Source organism: Sutcliffiella horikoshii, assembly GCF_020524325.1.
GTDB classification, from domain to species: Bacteria; Bacillota; Bacilli; order Bacillales; family Bacillaceae_I; genus Sutcliffiella_A; species Sutcliffiella_A horikoshii_D.
The window spans coordinates 112,491-133,712 of the sequence record NZ_JAIVKY010000001.1 but is presented as its reverse complement, the minus strand read 5'-3'; the positions used below and the strand labels follow the sequence as shown (position 1 = coordinate 133,712).

The following is a 21,222-nucleotide window of genomic DNA, read 5'->3' as shown; positions in this document are numbered from 1 at the left end:
GGGAACAAACGATGACAAATATAAATAACCGCGAAAAAATAGCAAAAAGAGCAGAAAAAGAAATCGAGAACGGCTACTATGTGAACCTTGGAATCGGAATGCCCACTCTTGTGGCGAATTACATATCCGATAACAAACAGGTAGTCTTGCAATCAGAAAACGGCCTTTTAGGTATTGGGCCATACCCGACAAAAGAGAATGTGGATGCGGATCTAATCAATGCCGGAAAAGAAACCGTAACGGCTATCCCTGGAGCAGCTTATTTTGACAGTGCAGAGTCCTTTGCCATGATTCGTGGTGGGCATGTTAACATCGCAATTTTGGGTGGCATGGAAGTAAGCGAAAATGGTGACCTTGCCAACTGGATGATTCCAGGCAAAATGATCAAAGGCATGGGCGGTGCGATGGACCTTGTGCATGGTGCCGAGCGAATCATTGTGATTATGGACCACGTAAATAAAGCAGGAGAAGCGAAAATTTTAAAAGAGTGCACATTGCCTTTGACCGGAAAAGGTGTAGTAGATCGTATTATCACAGACCGTGCAGTAATGGATGTAACGGAACAGGGCTTGAAGCTTGTGGAAGTGGCAAGCGGCTTTACTGTGGAGGATATCCAGAATACGACTGAACCAACGCTGATTGTGGATGAGCACGTGAAACTTGAGGCTTTTTAAAATTTATAACATAAACAGGAGGGAGCAGGAATCCTTCCTGTTTTTTAGTTGTATCTATCTCTTTACCTTCTAACATAAAGAACAACGATCACCAAAAATATTAGTCCTCCTATAAAGAATGGACCGACACCTGAACTATAAACAACATAAATCCGAACGTGCCGGACAACATTTACAACAATGAATAGTAATAGCAAAACACCTAAAAATATGATCAATTGTTTATTTTTATTCTTGTACAAAGCAGTCAGCCCCTTAGTTGAAGCTTGTGTATTAAATAGGTGGAAATATCTCCTTATAAAAAACTATGTTCATTTAATCTTGTATTATTCTGAAAGTTACACTCGGGTCTTTTTGCCTATAAAAAGACAATGATTTGTACATGCTTATTAATAATCATGCTATAATAAGGTAAAGGGAGGTGATCTAAAGTGGAAAATGAACTGTTAAAACAAATATTGCAAGGAATCAATGAGATGAAAGCAGACATTACCACGTTGAAGAGTGATGTAGATACGCTTAAAGTTGAGTTCAAACAATATAAAGATGAATACCGACGTGACATGAAAAAGATTGATTTACGACTTAACTTCACAAATGAAAGACTCGACTCGTTTAAATTTGATTCAGATCTTCTTATTGAGAAAAACGCCAAATTGGAATTTAGTCAATAGGTTAGAGAAAAACACAGAAGTTTAAAGTCTCCTCGAGATAAGCTTATAATCAACCCCTAATTTCTACGCCACGCCACTAGAATGTAAATCTCCTTAAGTACAAATATCCAAGAATAAGCATTGAAAAATGTATCGGGTTCCATTACCTATCGCAAATATAAATTGCCTATCAGTTTGTAAGAATTTGATAGGCAATTTTTGTTGTTTATATCAAAGGCTTTCCAGTCATATATAGGGGGGGACAGCTGAATTTGTACCCCTATTTGCGAAAAAAACAATAGGCCATTGTATGACGGAAAATACACCTGTACCTTGTGATGCAAATTCAAATAGCTTAACTAATTTTATAAAGGTTTAGTGGAATTTTATGTTAAAATTAGTGGAATTTTATGTTAAAATAAAGCAAGATTCTATGTAAGCGTTATTCCGTTATAGGGCAGGATGGTTTAGTAAGGGTTATTATTTTTTTGTAATAATTTCTATTGGAATTGCGAAAAACAGAATAATGAAAGTGTTTAATAGATAATTGAATTGAGGGGAAAAGATGATTAATAGTCATTTATTTTTATTTGGGGGAAGTCCACCTTTTTCTAGTCATCTTGGAAAGAGGTTCTCAGAACTTGCAATGAGCGGAAAAGGAAAGGTAGCTATCTTATTTGTGCTGCGAGATGGATGGGAGCAATATATGCCAAGATATACAAATGAGTTAGAACAAAATGGGATTTCCGATTTTGTTTATATACCTTTATCAGAGCATAATATAGATATAAATCTTGAAAAATTGAATTCTTGCACAGGAGTAATAATTGGTGGAGGCGAAACGGAGCTATATCGTAAATATATTGTAGATACTGAAATAGGGCATCAGTTAAAAAGAATGTATGAACAAGGTGTACCAATAGCAGGATTTTCAGCAGGTGCATTAATCAGTCCTGAAAATTGTGTAATCCCTCCGATAGATAATTCTGAAGGCAAACATCTTTATCTTAAAGGGTTAGGATTGATTAAAGAATGTGTTGTTTGTGTGCATTTTACTGAATGGAACGAAGAGAAGAATCTAAAAATTGCAATGTCTAAACTTGGGGTCCCTAAAGGTTATGGAATTGACGATGAGGAAGGTTTGTATTTTATAGATGGAAATCTTAAAGAAAGTGAGGGTGATAATTATCTTTTTGTTCAATAAACTAGGGCTATTGTTGAGTAAGGTCTTGCAAAATATATGAATTTTAACTCAGTTCATTTTTGCGCTGGGTTATTTTTGTATGTTAAATACAAGTTTTATTTTCTAAATACACAGACAATATATCTAATGGTTATGGAATTTTATGTTAATATATACAGTGAGGTTTTTAGTGAAAAGTGAGTACCGAACTCTAAAGAATTTAAAAGGAGTTTATTTAGATGGTTAATCCGTATGATAGTATTACTGAATTTATATTTGTGGAAACGCCAGTATCTCCAGCAGATGTAATATTGGTTCCAGGTGCCGATCATCCTCCATTAATGGAGAGGGCTGCAGATTTGTATAAGCAAGGAATGGCTCCTTATGTTCTACCATCTGGCGGATATAAACCACATGTTGGAATGACTGAGTGGGAGTATTTACGAAATATAGCCATAGAAAATGAAATACCTGAAGATGCAATTTTAAAAGAAGACAAGGCACAACATACATTGGAAAATGCTCGCTTTTCGTTAAAAGTTCTTCATAGGAACAATATAGTTCCGAAAAAAGCGATCGTAGTTTGTAAAGCAGGGCATGCTCGACGTTCATTATTATGCTATCAAGCTATATTCCCAAAAGATTGTGAATTTCTCATCTCACCGTGTGTTGATAGATATGGAATAACGAAGGATAACTGGTTTTTAACAGAAGTAGGTATAAAACGTGTAATGGATGAAGTTAAGAAGATTGGTACATATTTCGGTGAAATCATTCCTGTGTGGAACAACATACAAGAATTAAAAGAGAGGAGACAATAGAACATGAAACAGTTAATCGCCCTCGGTGGAGGAGGCTTTTCCATGGAACCGGAGAACCCTCTGTTAGATCGCTATATTCTCCAACAATCAGGTAAATCTACACCTAAAATATGCTTTATTCCCACTGCGAGCGGTGACGCGGATAATTATATTGCTAGGTTTTATCAGTTCTTTGAGAAGCTAGAATGTGAACCATCCCATCTTTCTCTATTTACCCCGCCTACGAGAGATTTTGAAACATTTTTATTAGAAAAAGATATCATATATGTCGGAGGTGGCAACACTCGAAATCTATTAATACTTTGGAGAGCTTGGGGGCTAGACCTCATGCTGAAAAAGGCATATGACAAAGGTGTCTTACTTGCCGGTATTAGTGCAGGGTCCATATGTTGGTTTCAAGAAGGTGTGACGGACTCTTTTGGTGATGTATTAGAACCTATTCAGTGCTTGGGTTTCATAGAAGGAAGCAATTGTCCTCATTATGATGGGGAAGTAAAAAGGAGACCAACCTATAAAGAAATGGTGGCAAGTGGAAACATTATTCCAGGTATTGCAACTGATGATGGTGTTGCGCTCCATTATGTGAACAATAAACTTGAGCACATTGTTAGCTCAAGGCCAAGTGCAAAAGCATACAACGTTTATTTCGAGAAAAAACTTATGGAAGAAGAGCTTCCAACAAAGTATTTAGGGAGTTAAGAGGGGATGCAACAGTGGTAAACAAACTGAGTTGGGTAGGGAGCAAGAAACATTTTGTGGACGAAATTAGTGTAATGACAGTGGGAGAAAAGATCGTTCTCGGTCGGTTTGGTGGGAATTCCAGCGCAGGACAATACAAAAATGAAGATGGGTGTTTAATCTGGTGTGATGATAAACTAGATTGGGAGTTCGTGATTTTACTAGATGCCCATTTTACAGCGGAAAGTGCAGAGTTGGTTATTTCAACAATTGAAAAGAACGAGCAAAGGTTTCTAGACACTTTTACATTTCCAGTAAAAGAATTATTTGCAAGTTTAAGTGACTTGGTATTGGATATCTTTCAAAGCGAGAGTTTCATACAGGAGTGTGAGAATGTTCAGGGAGAAACAGCCTGTTTGTTTGCATTTCGAAAAGACAAATATTTATGGTGGTTTTCAATAGGAGATTGCTTGCTGCTACTGCATCACAGTGAACTGGAGCAGTTAGGTGAATACCAACAGAACCAACGCAGCTTTTATGAATGGGTGGGTAAAGAAAGTACCTTTCACAAGGACGTTCCCTGTTATAGCACGGGTGTAAAGGAACTGCGAACTGGTGAAAATCATATTTTCATGACCACTGATGGGTTAGTTGAATGTCCTAATACTTCATATAGTGAGTCAAAAAATATTTACCGAGTGTTTCAGGATGTCGATACTTGTGCAGTAGGAGTAAGGAAACTACTAGAAGATATTCAATTAAAAAACGTACGGGACAGTACAACGGTTGTTTCCTGGATAATACAAAACGATAAAGTGGCGACCATTCCAAGTGATTTAAAGTGAACGAAAAAAAAGGTAGGTACTACATACATGTCATTTCATATTAGAGTAAGAGCTGGCGCATTGATTATAAAGAACGATTCTATTTTATTGATTGAATTTAATGACGAAAATGGTTTGCATTATAATTTACCCGCTGGTGGAACTCAGCCAGGTGAAACGCTAAAGGAAGCTGTAAAAAGAGAAGCTAAAGAGGAAGCGTCCATTGATGTGGAAGTTGGCCCATTGGCATTTGTTTATGAATATGCCCCTCACTTAAATAGCAACAAGTTCGGTGACACCCACTCCTTAGGATTAATGTTTGAATGTAACATAAAAGACGGCTGTACTCCAAGAATACCGGCTAACCCAGATCCTAATCAGACAGGAGTGAGATGGGTTTCATTAACTGAATTGGATAAGGTGATTCTGTATCCGAATATCAGAGAACACATTCTTAAATACGTGGAGAATAAACGAAATGTTGAAATCATAGAAGAACACCAGTTGGAGGAATACCTTTAATGAATGAAGAATATTCAATCAGGACTAAAAAAACTTTTCACTTGAATTGTAAAATTTATGGAGAAATAAATGGATTTCCCACTGTCATCATGGATGCTGGATATGGAGACTATTCGAAAGCTTGGGAATCCATCTATCCTGCAATCTCTAAATTAACTCAGGTTATTTTATATGACAGAGCTGGCCTTGGGAAAAGCGAGAGAAGCTCTAATCCCAGGACCAGCTTATTTATGGTAGAGGAATTAAGAGAACTCTTAAAGAGTAAGAACGTCTTGCCACCCTATATTCTTGTAGGTCATTCATTTGGTGGTGTCAACATGCGTTTATTCAATAATTTGTACCCCGAGGAAGTAGCTGGGTTAGTTTTGATAGATTCTACACCAGAAGAATACCCAGAAAGATTTCTACCGACGATGTCTGAAGGATTTAAAGAGGCCTATAAAAAACAGTTCACTCGTGAAGGGAATTTCCTTGAATTTATGGGAAGTTTAAAACATCTTCAAAAAAGCAATAGAGTTTCAGACACACCAACTATTGTTTTGTCAGCAGGGAAAAAAGATCACTATTCCAAGGAATCCCAAGCCTTATGGAACAAGATGCAAAAGGAGATTCTGAAATTCACGACAAATGGTGAATTTGTAGTCGCTGAAAATAGTGCTCATTACATTCAGAATGATGAACCGCAGTTGGTAATTAACATACTTGTAAGACATATCAAATCCTTATCAAACATTAATTATTCCAACAATAGGATAATGATAAACGAGAAAAATTTGATAGATGTTCTTTTTGAATCTTGGTCGAAAACCACAAGTTCAAAGTGGTGCCCTGAGAATCCTGCTAAAGGACAATGTGGAGTAACCGCATTAGTAGTTCAAGACTTTTTGGGAGGGGAAATTGTTAAGACTTTGATGCCTAAAGGTTGGCATTTCTATAACAAGGTAGATGGTATTCGTTATGACTATACATCCTCTCAATTTGATAAAGGAGTTCATTACTCCGATATTCCTTCTAACAGAGCAGAAGCATTTCAGGATACAAACTTGGAACAATATCTTACGTTAAAGCAAAATGTGTTGTCATACCAGATAAATAGATAAAGAGCTTAGGAGATTATTAATATGACTATGTGCGAAAAAAACACTATCAATCCCCATTTAAAAGTCGGTGCATTTGAATGACGGAAAAGAAAAAAATGTGGCTGTGGGTAATATTAATACTGTTAGTAATTCTTGGTTTTTGTTCACCAGTAATAGGATGGCTACTTAAGCCTTCTACATCACTTGATGTGTTGATTGTCGATAAAACGGTTCCAGATGATTCTTACCGGGAACATATAGGACTAACGTGGTTACTTAACCAGCAAAAAATCCGTAAACCAGACGGAGGAAATTATACGCTGCATACAGATTATGTTGGATATGACCCACAAAGTGATGTGGCTAACAAAGTTAGATCATATCCTGAAAATAAAGTGCACGATGTCATCTATATAGCAGATGGATACGGTGTATATGAAGAGGATATCACAACAGGTAATGTTCAAGGGCAACGTTCAGAACTCATATACGGGGGCATGACATCTGAGGATGTAGACTATATAAAAGAAGCTGTTTTTAAGAACGGTACAACCTTAATTGGAGAGTTTAACACATTTGGAAGTCCTACTCCAGAAGAGGTAAAAGAGTCATTTTACCAACTGTATAATTTAGAGTGGACAGGATGGATAGGGAGATTCTTTACAGAGCTAGAAGGGGAGGAAGTACCTGTCTGGGCAAAAAAGAATTATCTTGAGCAGTATGGGGAAGAGTGGGATTTTAGCGGTAAAGGGATGGTTTTCGTTCACGATAGCAATCAGCTCTTAGTCTTGACAGAGGAAGATATGGAAAAACAACATGTAATGTTTGAATTTACGCAAAATGGCAAAGAACACTTTAATCTACAGGATAGAGCAGCCTATCACTATTGGTTTGATATTATCGTACCCAAAGAAGATGATGAGGTGCTTGCATCCTTCTCCCTTTCTTTAACAAACGAAGGAGAAGAAAAATTAAAAGAAAAGGGGATACCCATAAAATTTCCGGCCGTCCTCCATCATGTAAATCCTACTTATGAAAGCTACTATTTCTCAGGTGATTTCGCTGATCAGGCAGAACTCCCATCCCTTTACCAGGCTAAAGGATATACGGCACTAAAGAAATGGCAGTCAAGGAATAAAGATGATCTAAAATCCTTTTATTGGAGAGTGTATCATCCTATGATGAGTGAAATTATGCAGCAACAGAAAAATAAGAGCACTGTAAAAAAGGAATTAACTACTAATCTTGTAGGGGAATCCTATATTCCAGGCAGAGCAGGCAAAGATTATTTGCAAATACAAAAAGAGGGAAAATGGGAAGATTTTCTGATTAAAGGGGTTAACATGGGAATAGCAAAACCAGGTACATGGCCTGGTGAAACAGCTATTACGAAGCAAGAGTACTTACGTTGGTTTAAGCAAATTGGTGAAATGAATGCTAATGCTATACGTATTTATACGATTCATCCGCCTCATTTTTATGAGGCTTTGGCTGAATACAATCGCATGCAAGAGGAACCCATCTATCTGTTTCATGGCATCTGGATAAATGAAGAGATTTTCCTTGAATCAAATGATGCTTTTGCAAAGGAAAATGTCAAAGATTTTAAAGAAGAAATCCAAAGAACCGTTGATTTAATTCATGGAGATGCAGTTCTAGAAGAGCGTCCAGGTCATGCGCATGGAAATTACACCGCAGATGTTTCACCCTATGTACTCGGATGGGTCCTCGGGGTAGAGTGGGATCCGCAAGTAGTACTGAATACAAACAGGAAACATTCAGGTATGCATGAGTTTAATGGTGAATTCCTCTTCACAAAAAGCGCTCAGCCATTTGAAGTGTGGCTTGCAGAAATGATGGAGTATACGATTGACTATGAACAGGAGACTTATCAATGGCAGAGGCCAATGAGCTTCACAAACTGGGTGACGACCGATTTGCTTAATCACCCATCAGAACCTTCAGAAGAAGAGGATCTTGTAAGCGTCAATCCTAATTTAATATTTTCGAAAGATGAGTTTGAAGCAGGTATGTTCGCTTCCTACCACATCTATCCATACTATCCGGACTTCCTTAATTTTGAAAAACGGTATGTGGAATATATTGACCATCGTGGAGAGAAAAACAATTACGCAGGGTATTTACAGCATATGAAAGAAGCACACAGCATGCCGCTATTAGTTGCTGAATTTGGCATTCCATCTTCAAGAGGAAATACTCATAATAATATTTATGGATGGGACCAGGGCGGTCATACAGAAGAAGAGCAGGGAGAGATTTTATCTCATCTCTTTGAAGATATCGTAGAAGAAAAAATGGCAGGTGGATTAATCTTTTCATGGCATGACGAATGGTTCAAACGGACTTGGAATACGATGGATTTCGATAACCCCGACCAGCGACCTTACTGGAAAAACGTCCAGACAAATGAGCAGATGTTCGGGATGTTGACATTTGAACCCGGCAATAATCAAAAGATAATAATTGACGGAAAAGAAGAGGACTGGAAAGCTTTAGACCAAAAATCACTTTACAGCCCTTCTTCCATCATAAAAGAGATGCAAGTAACACATGATGAAGGATTTTTATATATAAAGTTGAAGGCGGATAAATTTAAAGAACATGAGATGTCTTTATTGTTTAATGTATTGGATAACCAGGGGCAGTCAAAGGTGGTACCTGGGTCTGATTATATCACGGAAGGCATAGACTTCCTTCTACAAGTGGAGAATGGAAAAAAAGCTAGAATGCTTGTAGATAGTTATTATGATAGTTACTACTACATGTATGGCCATAAGCTAGGGATGATAGAGAAGCAGGAGTATGCAAACAAAAAAGATAATGGTATTTTTCATCCGATCAGGTTAACTTTAAACAAAGAATTAACGTATAAAGATGAGAATGGCGAAGAACAGCTTGTTCCGTTTGACAGCTATGAAACTGGTATATTACGTTCTGGTAATTCCAATCCGAACGAAGAAAACTTCGACTCTTTAACAGATTTTCATTTAAATGAGGAGGAAGGCTTGTTAGAAGTTCGTATTCCATGGGCGTTGCTCAATGTAAAGGATCCAGGTCAACTAGAAGTGATGGGGGATATGTGGACAGATGATGGGTTGAATAGCAGTGCATGGGTTGATGGAATTCGAATAGGTGCAATTGCCGTGTCCAATTCCAATGGAAATGTTGTAGATAGTCTTCCGAAAACAGTAAATGGAAAGAGCAGGCAAGAGGATTACTTCATATATGCTTGGGGAAAATGGGAAATGCCAACTTATCATGAACGCTTGAAACAGTCATACTATAGGATTCAGAAGCTGTTTTCTGAAGTGGAATAGGTTACACAGATATACCATGCAATAGATAGGAGTGGAGGATGGAAGGATGCCTCCACTTCTTCTGGTTATCTATAAAAATAGATTACTTAAACAGACAAAAAAGGTGATTCAACAAGTAATCACCCTTCGAGATAGAAAGCAACCATTGGGGCCGCGATGGCTAAGATAGAAAGAATAATGAAAAATACCTTTCGTCCTTTTGGAGTTAAAAAGTATAAATGAACTAGGAGAAAATAAGTGACGCTTGAAACTAGTAAAAAGATTGCAAACTCGTACAACCTTTTACCTTTCATAACAGCCTTATCAGTTTGAAAGATTCCTAAGTTTGGATCTATAGTTAATGGGTTAGTAATGGCCATGATGATCATGCTTAAAAAGATTACTACGCCCAATAAATTCATTAAGCGCTTCATTGTTAGTTTTGCCATGAATTTTGCTCCTTGTAGAGTGTGTTTTTTAAGGGGAAACTGAATAAAGTCAATTTAGGCCTGAAACTACAGCTCAAAGTGTCTTCATAAGGCGGATGAAGACATTTTGGATTAGAATTTTAAGCTCAAATTGTCTTCATTAGGACAATGAAGACAATTTTGCACTTAAATTAAAGTTAAAAGTGTTTTCATAATAATTCTTTACGATGAAAAGGGTAAAAAGTTTCATAAAAACGAAAATATCAACTACTTTACTGCTTCACATTCTGAACCTTCAACACTTCCACTACCATTCTGCCAATTTGTCTGCCAAGTCGTAAACCTTCATCATTATCCACTTTAAAATGAACGCCTGCATACAATCGGGATTGAGCAGAAGCCTCTGTAGTAGATTTTATTCGGGCTTGTTCTTGAGGAAAATAGTACGTCATTATTTCTTGAGCCGCTCCTGCTATGCTTGCGTGTGCAGAGGGGTATGCAGGAAATCTTGGTGTTTCCATGATCTTTCTAATATTTCTCCCATATTGATTGGGGCGGGCAACATCCCATAAATACTTTAAATACCAACAAACTACAAAAACGTCATTCATGGTTGCATGGAAAAATCCTTGCATGCGGGCACAGTTTGGTGATCCCATCGGATATTGCTCAGCAAAATCATATAGCATGGTGGAAAATCTCTCTGCAATTTCACCGGTAGCCCAATATTGTGCGCTTTGAATCTGTTGTGGAGTTAGGGTACTCATCGTTTGTTCTACAATCTGTAGTTCGCTGTTCCAATCTATTGATAAAGGGTCTTTTATTTGCCAAGTTATTTCCTTTCCGAAAGGATCTCGAAATCTATTGGCTCCCTCGCGTCTTATGAAAAACATCGGCCAAAAGCCAGCATTAGGATTTCCAACTGGGGGAGTTTGCTCTCCTTGATATGGATATTGGGACCATCGTCTGTATTCTGTCCGCATAATGTCAACCCCTCATAATGTTCTTCTAAATTTTTTATGATTAATCCATCAAATATATGTTAAAAATTATAAGCTGACCTTAGGTATGCATGCTAAAATAGGAAGAAATGTCTTTTAATTAATGAAGGGGAGAGTAAAATGAAAGTCCATGAAAGAACTTCGGAGGAGATTAGCGTTTCCCCTGAAAAAATACAACAATTATTTCGACGGACACTTATGATTGTCGTTTTCTCCCAAATATTTGGTGGCGCAGGTCTTGCAGCAGGAATTACGGTAGGTGCTTTGCTGGCTCAAGATATGCTTGGGACAGATGCTTATTCTGGTGTTCCTGTAGCTTTATTGACGTTAGGTTCAGCAGGAGCGGCTTACTTGATTGGTCGTGTATCGCAAAGATTCGGTCGCCGGATTGGTTTGGCCGGAGGTTTCCTAACCGGTGGAATGAGTGCCTTAGGGGTAGTGTTTGCAGCTGTCACCAATAATGTGTGGTTGCTGTTTTTCTCGCTTCTTTTTTACGGTGCTGGTACGGCATCCAATCTTCAAGCAAGATATGCCGGAACAGATTTGGCATCTGCCAAACAACGGGGTAAAGCAATCAGTATTGCACTAGTTTCGACTACACTTGGGGCAGTTGCGGGACCTAACCTAATTGGAGTGATGGGAGATTTTGCAGTCTCAATGGGTGTCCCATCATTAGCGGGGCCATTTATTTTAGGAGCGGCAGCATTCCTTACGGCTGGGCTGGTATTACTAGTCTTCATGAGACCAGATCCTTTATTGGTTTCTAATGCGTTGGAAAATGAGAAAAGGATAGATTCAGATAACACAACAAACCCAACTCCTGTAAAGAATAACCGAGGAATCATCGTTGGTGGATCTGTCATGGTGTTAACTCAGATGGTAATGGTTGCAATTATGACGATGACTCCGATTCATATGGGTCATCATGGACATGGGCTGGATGCTATAGGGCTTGTAATCGGGATTCATATTGGTGCCATGTATCTCCCTTCATTAGTTACTGGGGCTTTGGTCGATAAGGTCGGACGTACCGCTATGGCTTCAGCAGCGGGTGTAACTCTGCTCCTAGCGGGTATTGTTGCCGCGACAGCTCCCGGTGATAGTTTAGTCGTATTAATTTTGGCATTGGCACTACTAGGTTTAGGTTGGAATTTCGGTTTGATAAGTGGCACGGCAACGATTGTGGATGCCACGACTCCTTCCACACGAGCAAAGGTCCAAGGTTCCATGGATGTGCTGGTCGCATTATCTGGTGCTACTGGTGGAATGATGTCAGGTATGATAGTAGCCCAAACCAGTTATGCCATGCTCTCTATAGGTGGCGGGCTCTTATCTCTGTTATTATTACCTTTAATTATCTGGGTAAGTAGAGATAACGTAGCTCTCAAACAGGATAAAAATAAAAAAACGGCGTAAGCAGAAATAGCCTGCAAACGCCGTTTTTTATTAATTCCCTTTTATCTTTGCTATCTCCTCAGATACCACAAAAGCTAAGTCATCATTACCAAACATAGCTAATACCCCGAGCACTGTATCGTTTGAGATATCTCCCGCCTCTTCTTTGGATACGGTCAGTTCCAAGGCTTGAGCAAGTGCGGGATTATTTGCCTGATTAGGGTATGCCTTCGTATAAAGTGTAAATGGATCGAGGTCTTGGTTGATACACCATTGTGCGAAGACCAATATCATCATATTTTCTTCTTTTTGGTAGTTTTGTATGATTGCTTGTTCCAAATCTTTTTTCTCCATTACCTTTTAACTCCTTTAATTCTAGTACTCTCATTATAATCTAATTCATCTTTGGAACCAACTCGTTCTTTTTAAAGAAAAAATTTGAATAATTAGTAAAAAAGTCATGAGAATTGTTATATAATAAGGTAGATACATATAGGGATATTTTACCTGATTTTATAGATAATGGGGTGGAAAGATGAAAATGGCAGTTGGTGATTTACTCTTTGTGAAAGGAAATTGCAATTTCAGTCCTTTTATCCGTTTTTTTCTGAAATCTGAATACACCCATGTGACCATAGCAGTGGATGAAGAGCAAATTTGTGAAGTAGATTTATATCGTAAAATGGAGATCATGAAAAATCCATATAAAGAATACGACTTATATAGACTAAAAGTGAACTTGACGGAAGACCAACAAAAAGATCTCCTGCATTTTCTTCATAAAAAGGTATCTACCTCAAAAGGGTATGATTGGTGGCGGCTTATTTCATTATGTGTGAAACGTTATTTTCGTTGGAACATCATTATTCATGAACAGGATCGTTACATTTGTTCCGAAATAATTGACAAAGCATTTCAGCATATTGGTATAGATTTGGTGGAAGATCTGGTTACAGGAGATGTTACACCGATAGATATCATGAGGTCAGAACGAATAGAATTCGTCTCTTCCATATATAGTGTTAAAGATTCCCTGGTCGAAAAAGGGAGTTTTAAAAAGAGCGGATGAGATTAGCAGGGAGATTGCCTATATTCGGCAATCTTTTTCTTTTCATTTCGGGTCATTTTCCCTACAAAAAATAGATGGTAAAGAGAATAGAATCATCGTATATTTAATCTAGTTATGTGAAAATTTCGAATGGGATTTGAGGAGAATTCATAATGAATATTAAACAGTTGGCACAATTATTAGAAGAAACTAATTATAAAGCTGCACTACAACTATTTATGGTTAGTTACACCGAATATACAAAGAAGCCAAGGTTGTCTGCGTTCCGGGAAGTTCTATCGTTATCTGATGATGAGTTGAGACCAATTTTACAGATAATGGACCTGGCTCTGATGGATGATGTTTCGGGAATGTTAATAAGAGCAAATTATAGAAAAAAGAAAACAGTAACATCTACCATCTGGTACTGTGAAGAATTGATTGACCAAGGAGAGCTTATCCAAGCAGAGGACTTGCTACTAGAGTTATTATACAAAGACATTACCATTAAGGAAGAAGAAAAAATCGTGTATAACCTTGCTATTGCCTGTATCAAAATGAGGCGGTACCAAGCAGCTTATAACTATATGTCAAAGTGTGAAGAATTGACAACGGATTCGATGAAAACCCGATGGGGCTATTATTATCTCCAAAAGGGTGAGTGGGAGAAAGGAGTGAAGCAACTCCTTGAAGGACTACAGGATAAGAAAGACGAGGCCTATGCCTTCGGAATGTTGATCAGGCATTATATGCTTCAGGGGAATTGGGAGGAAGCAAAAGGGTTTTTGGACCGCGCCATGGAAAAATATCCTGATTTTCCAAGGCTGCAAATGGAAAAATTGCGGTATCTTTATAAAACGAAAGAGTGGTCCGAGCTGAGAAAGACGGTCCAGGAACTTCAAGAGCTTAGTCCTTTTCATAGCTATCAGACCCTTAACAGCCTGTGGGTGGCAGAAAGCTTATACCATCAACAAGATATTTTAAGTTTACGTCTTTTTCTGGAAGATCACGAAAAGCTAGCTACCCAGTCCCAATTTAAACATCTACCAGAATCCTTAAATAATGAATCTATACTAATGAAGAGGTACAAACCTACCATCCAAAAAAGCAACTACTGTGTACCAGCGAGTCTTGAGATGGTGTTCAGCATATATGACCAACACGTTTCTCAAGAGGAAGTGGCGGAATCCATTTTTACAGTTTCAGGTTCTAGTATCTCTAAAGCTATCTCTTTCTTGAAAGAGAGGGGATATACTAGCAAATACTTTTATAGCAATGTAGAGATGATTAAACAGATGCTGCACACTGGCATTTCTGTCATCATGAGCTTGGAATATCCTACTTCCTCTCATGTACAAGTTGTGGTTGGCTATGATGATAATTTACAGTGTCTGCTTATTCAGGATCCAAACCTGACGGATGTCGTCTATTTGGAATATGAAAAGTTCCATGAAGAATTCAGTAATAGTCACTCGTTGGCCATTGCAGTCGTACCATCACAACAGGAAGACTCTCTCCATTTTTTAGATGAAAATGAACATGAAATTGCTGCTAGGATACAAGTGCTCGGTGAAAACTGTAATGATGATTTTGCCGAGGAGGATAAATCCTTTATTCGGGAAAACATAACAAACATAATTGTCGCTGCAAGCTTCTTGAAGTTCCTTGCCAAACAAGGTGAGGAAGAACTGCTATCACAAGCAGCAGCCGTTATCGAACAGTCTAATTTTGAAAAAGAATATAAATATCTTATTATCGCTATGGCCTATGTTCGCATAAAAAAATGGGAGCATGCAGAAGAGTACCTACAATATGTAAAACCTCATTATTATCAATCTGCCTACTGGTATTTAAAAGGAAGAATCTATTACGAAAAGAACGAACAGGTTGAGGCATCACAGTGCTTCCAAAAAGGAATCACGTTCGAAGCGGATGACTTCGTTCTGTGGTCTTACCTTGCTCTTTCCACTTCCTTTCAAGGCATGGATGAACAGGCTCTTAAATACTCGACAATTGCAATGGATATTAACAATTTGGACACATTCACCAGAATCAACCATGGTATGATTTTGTTTGATAATAAGTTTTATACAGAGGCAAGAGAACAATTCAGTTCTGTCTTGAAGGAAGTAAAATCCCACGGTCATGCCTGGTTTGAAAGAGCAAGATGTGACAAGGAACTAGAGCGGTACCGTCATGCAGAAAGAGGATTCAGGACAGCCATTTCACTCGATCCGGAAATAGCCGTACCATATCGAGATCTTGCCCAACTGTACGAATTTGTCTATATGCAACCAGAAAAGGTGGAATCCCTTTTACATGAAGGGTTGATACAAACCGAGGAAGCAATTCTTTTACTTCTCGAGCTCGGTGACTTCTACGAGCGCCAGAAAGAGTATGAGAAAGCAAAAGTTCTATACTTGCGTGCAACAGAGAAGTACCCGGAGGATCCGTCAGGCTGGGTGAATATTGGTCATCTATTAAAAGAAGAAGGGAAATTTAATGACGCGTACGCTTGGCTGAATGAACATTTTGAAAGATTTCAGGATGATAGTGAGTATTTAGTGAATGCAGGAAAATATATGTGGGAAGCAGCCCTTGCCATGGATGCTTCAACAGGACATTTGGAACAGGCACTTTCTTTATTTGAAAAAGGAATCAACTGTGCTCCCGCCAATATCGGGGACGCACTAGAACTGTATGTCAACCTGATTGAAGATACGCCTTATAACGATAGAGGGATTCAGTTCTTGCAGTCCAAACACGAAGAAGACATGGAAAACTATCTCTATCCAACTTATATAGGTTGTTTGTATGAAAGTAGCGGGTTATGGTACCAAGCGAAGGAATACTATGAATTGGGTCTTTCCAAGGCCTACGAAATACTCCCGCTTTACCGTTTAGGTGAAATCTTGGTTAAGCTAGGAGAAGATAAAGAAGCGAGAAAATTTTATAAAACCGTTCTTGAACTTGATCCCACTCACGTTCAGGCCCATATTAACATTGCTGATATCTGTCAGCGACTGAATCATAAGGTCCAAGAACGGTTTCACATCCGTAAGGCGTTCGATCTTAACCCATATGCCATAAATATCGAGTATTTCGCTTCACTTTTAAAGGAAAAAGAATTGGTGGAATTGAAAGAGGAGTTAGAAAGTCAATTTAATGATAGAAATGCTTCCTTTGTGTATGACAGCCTTGGATATGTGTATGGAGCAATGGGAGAGTTTGGACAAGAAGAGGAGGTTGTGTTGAAAGCCCTTGCTTTGGAACCTAATGAGACTCCACTCTTACTACATCAAATAAAAATCCTGAATAGGAAAAAGAAGTATGTGGAAGCGAAGAAAGCGATCCTGCCATTAATATGTAAGGATACAGAAGATCGCAATTTGTATGAACTTTTGGTAGAGATCCATATAAATGCGGGTTCCATGCTTACGTTGGAAAAGGTCATAAATCGACTTAACATGTCTATTCAAGAAAAAAGTAAAGTCAGCATGTTCACAGCAGCAGCTTTTGACAAAGTGCTTATGGCGAGAAGGGAAAACGAAGAATACGATTTGTCTGAACGAAATTGGTTCAAGAAACTGAAGAATTTCGGCAAAGCAAGTGTAGACTTTGGTGTGCTGATAAGTCTTTACGAAAACGCGCTGAAGAATGATAAGGAAAATGTCACAGCGATCTTCTGGCTGGCAGATGTTTACCTGCAGCTGGACATGAAAACAGATGCCATCAAATCGTATGATAAATTCCTGAAACATCATTGGGAAGTTGATGTTGCTTACCAACTGACTTCTACCATACTTGAATACCTGGAAGAAGAAGCTTCTGAGAAAAAACAACAACAACTACTGTTTCAAGCTAAAGAGTTGGTGGAACGTTGTCTGTCCGAAGAAAACGCTCCAAGGTATTTGTCTCAATATGGTTATGTGCTGAAACTACAAGGTAAGACGGAAGAAGCGGAATCAGTCTATAGGCAAGTAATCGAAGTAGACTCAACAGATCCTGTGGCTTACTTGCAACTAGCACTCCTTTACAGAGAAACCAATCGCGTAATAGAAGCAAAAGAAACGATCTGGAAAGCATTAGAAATTGCTCCCGAAGACGCTCAAATATTGAATGAAGCAAGTATTGCCTTAAGGTTGAATGGCGAATTCCAAGCGGCATTAGATATGGTGGATACGGCATTAGCATTGGAAAGCGAAGAGGCAATGCTACTTTATAATCGGGCATGCTATCTGTCGTTATTGGGTAGATTTGAGGAATCAGCCGCTATCTTGGCTGAAGTGTTCGAAGCGGATGAGGATGGAATCTTCATTGAAATGTCTTTGGATGATGAAGACCTGGAACCTTTAAAGGAAGCGGGTATGTTTCCTTTGGAAGTGTCAGGGCAATAATGGTTAAAAACAGGAACAAAGCATATTGCGGTGCTTGTTCCTGTTTTCTATAGATGCTATTATCAATGAATTAAATGTATTTTTATAGGAGTGAAGATTGTGAAGTACTCAAGAAAAGTAATTGTATACATAGCGCAAAGTGTGGACGGATTTATAGCAAAAAAAGATGATGACATAAGCTGGCTTTCTGTGGTAGATGCTCCTGGCGAAGATTACGGTTATATGGAGTTTGTAGAAAGTGTGGACACGGTAATCATGGGGAGGAGAACGTATGAGAAAGTGTTGTCATTTGGGATCGAATTTCCCCACAAGGAAAGAAAGACATATGTTCTTTCCAATTCTAAAAAAGGCTCGGATGATTATGTTGAATACTATTCAGGAGATGTAAAAGAGTTAATTAATATCATTCGTTCAAATAGTGGAAAGAATATATTTGTTGATGGAGGAGCGGAAGTGATCAAAGAATTTGTCATGCAAGACCTTATTGACGAATATGTCATTTCCACCATTCCAATCTTAATAGGGAACGGTGTGAGATTATTTAAAGAAACAGAACGAGAACACAAGCTTGAGCTTGTAGAGAGCAAATCATTCCCATCCGGACTTGTTCAAAATCGGTATATAGTGATTAGAGACGAAGATAAGCAGGTGTAACTCTTTAAAGGGTGCACCTGCTTTTTTATTTTTTGATTGGAAAAAAGGAAAAAAGGAGTTTCCACCAATAATGCGTCCGCTTCGACCATTAAATTGCGACTTTCTACATTTCCCGGCTAACCTTCTACCATTAATCTCAAACCTTCTACAACTTTGCATGGACGGTTGCAAACTTGTAGGAGATAATAAGTAATATATGGTAGTAATTGGAGGTAAAGGGATAACTATGAAACTCAACACCATCAAAGCACTTGCATTTCTCTGTACAATTTTTATTTTATATCTGTTATTTTGGCCTGTTTCAATTGACCCTGTTGCATGGGAATCACCAAAATCTAGGGGATATACAGGTGATTTTGAGAAGAATAATAGATTAGAGGAGATGAATTATCTTTCTATTGAAGAATATAAAGAGCCGGAGCATATCGTCTATCGTGAAGGTTGGTTGTACGCAGCCACAAAAACTGGTGCAATCATTCGTGTACGGGAGGATGGCACAGGTTTACAGGAAATAGCAAATACGAACGGTAGACCATTAGGCTTTGACTTTGATAACGAAGGATCAATCATCGTTGCAGACCCACTTTATGGGAATCATGGCGGATTACTTAAAATAACCAACTATGAAGAAGGTGATCCAGATATTGAACTTTTAACAGACACTGCTGAAGATAAATCCATAAATTTTATTGACGCAGTAGTAGTTTCAAATAGTGGAACAATTTATTTTACAGATGCTTCTCAAAGATCAAAAGCGAAAGAGATCGGTGAGGTTGGACGCGCTGGAGAAATAGATATTCTCGAAAATAGAAGCACAGGAAGAGTATTGGAGTTTAACCCGTCTACGAAAAAAACTAGTGTTTTGATGAAAGATATTAGCTTTGCAAACGGAATTGCATTAAGTATGGACGAAAAATTTCTCTTTATAAATGAAACGGGAAAATACCGTGTGTGGAAATTGAATTTAGATGCAGATCAGACAGTTAGTACTAAGGAAGAAAGTGAATTTGCAGAGGTGTTAATAGATAACCTACCTGGATTACCTGATAATATGATGCGTGGAAATGACGGCAGATTCTGGGTCGGACTAATCATGCCCAGAAATGATTTATTGGAATTTAGTTCCGATAAGCCATTTTTAAGGAAAATGGCAATGCGTCTTCCAGATAAAATGTTGCCTAAAGGAGCAGGTTATTCGCATGTTATCGCAATTAACGAATCAGGCGAAGTACTAGAAGATATGCAAAGTGATTCCATACAATATACGAATATCACGGGAGTTACGGAAACAGAGGAAGTTCTGTATTTTCACCATCTTAATGATGAGAATGCCATTGGATGGATGAAAAAAGAAGCCTTAGGTTTTTAAAAGAAAGGTTGTTAAATATGTATTTTAAAAAATTGATAGGAATAGAAAAAGTAGAAAACAAACATATAAAAGTAAGGGAAGCTGTCAGAGCTATTGTAATCAGGGATGGCCATATATTGATGGTTCACTCCAACAAAGGTGATTTTAAATTTCCTGGTGGTGGCATCGAATCTGGAGAAACCCATAGAGAAGCACTTATCCGAGAAGTATTAGAAGAAACGGGATATGTGGATACGATTGTAGGCGAAAAGTTTGGTGTGTTTTTGGAAAGAAGAGAGGACGTTTTCGATCAAGATATCCTATTTGAAATGAACTCCCATTATTACCTGTGTGAATGCAGGGGAGAAACCGTTGCTCAACAGTTAGAGGGGTATGAGATAGAACAGGGTTTTACTCCTAAATGGATAACAATAGAAGAAGCTATATCGCAAAACGAATGTGCACAAAAACTAAGTGGGTATAACGGATGGATCGAGAGGGAGACCTACGTTTTACATGAAATTTTAAAGTTTATATCAAAAAGGGTGATAAAACAGTGATCTACGTCATAAGGCACGGTCAAACAGATTTTAATAAAGAGGGAAGAATGCAAGGGAGAAAGGGGCTGCCTTTAAACGAAGAAGGTTTGCGTCAGGCGAACGTATTAAAAGAAAAATTAAAAGATGTAGAGTTTCATTATGTTTTTTCTTCCCCACAAGAAAGGGCCGTTCAAACAGCTGAAATCATTTCCGGATTCAAATCCAACATAGACGAGCGGCTTGATGTATTTGACCTTGGAGAAGCAGATGGATTGAAAAAAGAAGAGGTGATTTTTAAAGGTGCGATACCTGACCCAACCAAGTATGTAGGAGTGGAAGGAATGGACCAATTTGCTGGCAGGGTAACTGGTTTCTTAAAGAGCCTTGAGGATGAGAAGTATGTTGGAATGAACATTCTTATAGCAGGTCACAGATGTACCACTGGTGTAATCGGGGCATATTTAAAAGGGGTTCTCGGGAAAGATAATGTATTAAAGTATTCGTCGGATAATGGAGATTACAAAGTTTATAATAGCAGGATTGTATCTTGACTGTTACATAATTGCAGTAAAACCGTTTTGGCATCAACTTGTACGATTATGGCACGAACTCGTATCATTTTGGCACGAACTCAGGCAGTTTTGGCATCAACTCCTCTCAT

At 38.3% G+C, this 21,222-nt stretch carries 19 protein-coding genes and 1 pseudogene; 17 read left to right on the top strand and 3 right to left on the bottom strand.

The annotated features are described in order from the left end of the window. Positions 1-11: 11 nt before the first annotated feature. The 10 genes and pseudogenes from LC091_RS00690 (at position 12) to LC091_RS00650 (ending at position 9,772) form a co-directional block, all read left to right on the top strand. Entirely contained in the window at positions 12-674 is a 663-nt protein-coding gene (locus LC091_RS00690; RefSeq protein ID WP_226679808.1) for a CoA transferase subunit B, read from the top strand. 431 nt (positions 675-1,105) lie between these two features. Next, entirely contained in the window at positions 1,106-1,348 is a 243-nt protein-coding gene (locus tag LC091_RS00685) for a hypothetical protein (RefSeq protein ID WP_226679807.1), read from the top strand. Positions 1,349-1,892: 544 nt separating this feature from the next. Continuing rightward, positions 1,893-2,531, top strand: a complete 639-nt coding sequence (locus LC091_RS00680) for a Type 1 glutamine amidotransferase-like domain-containing protein (protein ID WP_226679806.1) — start codon at positions 1,893-1,895, stop codon at positions 2,529-2,531. A gap of 218 nt (positions 2,532-2,749) precedes the next feature. After that, positions 2,750-3,331 (top strand): YdcF family protein, encoded by a 582-nt coding sequence (locus LC091_RS00675; protein WP_226679805.1) that lies wholly within the window; start codon positions 2,750-2,752, stop codon positions 3,329-3,331. A 3-nt stretch (positions 3,332-3,334) separates the two neighbouring features. After that, the gene (locus tag LC091_RS00670; RefSeq protein ID WP_226679804.1) at positions 3,335-4,030 is read left to right on the top strand and encodes a Type 1 glutamine amidotransferase-like domain-containing protein; all 696 of its coding nucleotides are present in this window, start codon (positions 3,335-3,337) and stop codon (positions 4,028-4,030) included. A gap of 14 nt (positions 4,031-4,044) precedes the next feature. After that, a complete protein-coding gene (locus LC091_RS00665) occupies positions 4,045-4,854 on the top strand; it encodes a protein phosphatase 2C domain-containing protein (protein ID WP_226679803.1) in 810 nt (269 codons plus the stop codon). A gap of 27 nt (positions 4,855-4,881) precedes the next feature. Continuing rightward, positions 4,882-5,355, top strand: a complete 474-nt coding sequence (locus tag LC091_RS00660; protein ID WP_226679802.1) for an NUDIX domain-containing protein — start codon at positions 4,882-4,884, stop codon at positions 5,353-5,355. Then, positions 5,355-6,080: pseudogene (locus LC091_RS00655) on the top strand (alpha/beta fold hydrolase); the annotation flags it as partial. The gene LC091_RS00660 and the pseudogene LC091_RS00655, both read left to right, overlap by 1 nt. A 30-nt stretch (positions 6,081-6,110) precedes the next feature. After that, entirely contained in the window at positions 6,111-6,455 is a 345-nt protein-coding gene (locus LC091_RS20590; RefSeq protein ID WP_455685170.1) for a YunG family protein, read from the top strand. Positions 6,456-6,550: 95 nt separating this feature from the next. Next, positions 6,551-9,772 (top strand): hypothetical protein, encoded by a 3,222-nt coding sequence (locus tag LC091_RS00650; RefSeq protein ID WP_226679801.1) that lies wholly within the window; start codon positions 6,551-6,553, stop codon positions 9,770-9,772. A gap of 119 nt (positions 9,773-9,891) precedes the next feature. Here LC091_RS00650 and LC091_RS00645 read toward each other — a convergent pair whose 3' ends face one another. Both LC091_RS00645 and LC091_RS00640 read right to left on the bottom strand, forming a co-directional pair. Continuing rightward, entirely contained in the window at positions 9,892-10,200 is a 309-nt protein-coding gene (locus LC091_RS00645; protein WP_226679800.1) for a hypothetical protein, read from the bottom strand. A 251-nt stretch (positions 10,201-10,451) separates the two neighbouring features. Further along, on the bottom strand, positions 10,452-11,162 hold the full coding sequence (locus tag LC091_RS00640) for a vanadium-dependent haloperoxidase (RefSeq protein WP_226679799.1): 711 nt from the start codon (positions 11,160-11,162) through the stop codon (positions 10,452-10,454). Positions 11,163-11,300: 138 nt separating this feature from the next. Here LC091_RS00640 and LC091_RS00635 point away from each other — a divergent pair, with 138 nt between their 5' ends. Further along, positions 11,301-12,596, top strand: a complete 1,296-nt coding sequence (locus LC091_RS00635) for an MFS transporter (protein WP_226679798.1) — start codon at positions 11,301-11,303, stop codon at positions 12,594-12,596. Between the two features lie 30 nt (positions 12,597-12,626). Here LC091_RS00635 and LC091_RS00630 read toward each other — a convergent pair whose 3' ends face one another. Then, the gene (locus tag LC091_RS00630) at positions 12,627-12,929 is read right to left on the bottom strand and encodes a hypothetical protein (RefSeq protein ID WP_226679797.1); all 303 of its coding nucleotides are present in this window, start codon (positions 12,927-12,929) and stop codon (positions 12,627-12,629) included. A gap of 181 nt (positions 12,930-13,110) precedes the next feature. On the opposite strand from LC091_RS00630, the gene LC091_RS00625 reads away from it, so the two are divergent. The 6 genes from LC091_RS00625 to LC091_RS00600 all read left to right on the top strand — a co-directional run bounded on the left by LC091_RS00625 (position 13,111) and on the right by LC091_RS00600 (position 21,112). After that, the gene (locus tag LC091_RS00625) at positions 13,111-13,644 is read left to right on the top strand and encodes a C40 family peptidase (RefSeq protein WP_226679796.1); all 534 of its coding nucleotides are present in this window, start codon (positions 13,111-13,113) and stop codon (positions 13,642-13,644) included. 152 nt (positions 13,645-13,796) lie between these two features. Beyond that, on the top strand, positions 13,797-18,020 hold the full coding sequence (locus LC091_RS00620) for a tetratricopeptide repeat protein (protein ID WP_226679795.1): 4,224 nt from the start codon (positions 13,797-13,799) through the stop codon (positions 18,018-18,020). Positions 18,021-18,119: 99 nt separating this feature from the next. Beyond that, positions 18,120-18,674 (top strand): dihydrofolate reductase family protein, encoded by a 555-nt coding sequence (locus LC091_RS00615; RefSeq protein ID WP_226679794.1) that lies wholly within the window; start codon positions 18,120-18,122, stop codon positions 18,672-18,674. A 196-nt stretch (positions 18,675-18,870) separates the two neighbouring features. Then, positions 18,871-20,043, top strand: a complete 1,173-nt coding sequence (locus tag LC091_RS00610) for an SMP-30/gluconolactonase/LRE family protein (protein ID WP_226679793.1) — start codon at positions 18,871-18,873, stop codon at positions 20,041-20,043. Next, positions 20,013-20,582, top strand: a complete 570-nt coding sequence (locus tag LC091_RS00605; protein WP_226679792.1) for an NUDIX hydrolase — start codon at positions 20,013-20,015, stop codon at positions 20,580-20,582. Before LC091_RS00610 ends, LC091_RS00605 begins: the two co-directional genes overlap by 31 nt. Beyond that, a complete protein-coding gene (locus LC091_RS00600; protein ID WP_226679791.1) occupies positions 20,579-21,112 on the top strand; it encodes a histidine phosphatase family protein in 534 nt (177 codons plus the stop codon). The genes LC091_RS00605 and LC091_RS00600 overlap by 4 nt, the downstream gene beginning before the upstream one ends. The last annotated feature ends 110 nt before the right edge of the window (positions 21,113-21,222 follow it).

What these genes read in the sequence shown, in the direction of transcription:
- LC091_RS00680 (WP_226679806.1), top strand. Translation starts at nt 1,893, where the DNA reads ATGATTAATAGTCATTTATTTTTATTTGGGGGAAGTCCACCTTTTTCT.
- LC091_RS00640 (WP_226679799.1), bottom strand. Translation starts at nt 11,162, where the DNA reads ATGCGGACAGAATACAGACGATGGTCCCAATATCCATATCAAGGAGAG.
- LC091_RS20590 (WP_455685170.1), top strand. Translation starts at nt 6,111, where the DNA reads ATGATAAACGAGAAAAATTTGATAGATGTTCTTTTTGAATCTTGGTCG.
- LC091_RS00630 (WP_226679797.1), bottom strand. Translation starts at nt 12,929, where the DNA reads ATGGAGAAAAAAGATTTGGAACAAGCAATCATACAAAACTACCAAAAA.
- LC091_RS00605 (WP_226679792.1), top strand. Translation starts at nt 20,013, where the DNA reads ATGGATGAAAAAAGAAGCCTTAGGTTTTTAAAAGAAAGGTTGTTAAAT.
- LC091_RS00645 (WP_226679800.1), bottom strand. Translation starts at nt 10,200, where the DNA reads ATGGCAAAACTAACAATGAAGCGCTTAATGAATTTATTGGGCGTAGTA.
- LC091_RS00690 (WP_226679808.1), top strand. Translation starts at nt 12, where the DNA reads ATGACAAATATAAATAACCGCGAAAAAATAGCAAAAAGAGCAGAAAAA.
- LC091_RS00625 (WP_226679796.1), top strand. Translation starts at nt 13,111, where the DNA reads ATGAAAATGGCAGTTGGTGATTTACTCTTTGTGAAAGGAAATTGCAAT.
- LC091_RS00610 (WP_226679793.1), top strand. Translation starts at nt 18,871, where the DNA reads ATGGTAGTAATTGGAGGTAAAGGGATAACTATGAAACTCAACACCATC.
- LC091_RS00650 (WP_226679801.1), top strand. Translation starts at nt 6,551, where the DNA reads ATGTGGCTGTGGGTAATATTAATACTGTTAGTAATTCTTGGTTTTTGT.
- LC091_RS00635 (WP_226679798.1), top strand. Translation starts at nt 11,301, where the DNA reads ATGAAAGTCCATGAAAGAACTTCGGAGGAGATTAGCGTTTCCCCTGAA.
- LC091_RS00620 (WP_226679795.1), top strand. Translation starts at nt 13,797, where the DNA reads ATGAATATTAAACAGTTGGCACAATTATTAGAAGAAACTAATTATAAA.
- LC091_RS00660 (WP_226679802.1), top strand. Translation starts at nt 4,882, where the DNA reads ATGTCATTTCATATTAGAGTAAGAGCTGGCGCATTGATTATAAAGAAC.
- LC091_RS00670 (WP_226679804.1), top strand. Translation starts at nt 3,335, where the DNA reads ATGAAACAGTTAATCGCCCTCGGTGGAGGAGGCTTTTCCATGGAACCG.
- LC091_RS00675 (WP_226679805.1), top strand. Translation starts at nt 2,750, where the DNA reads ATGGTTAATCCGTATGATAGTATTACTGAATTTATATTTGTGGAAACG.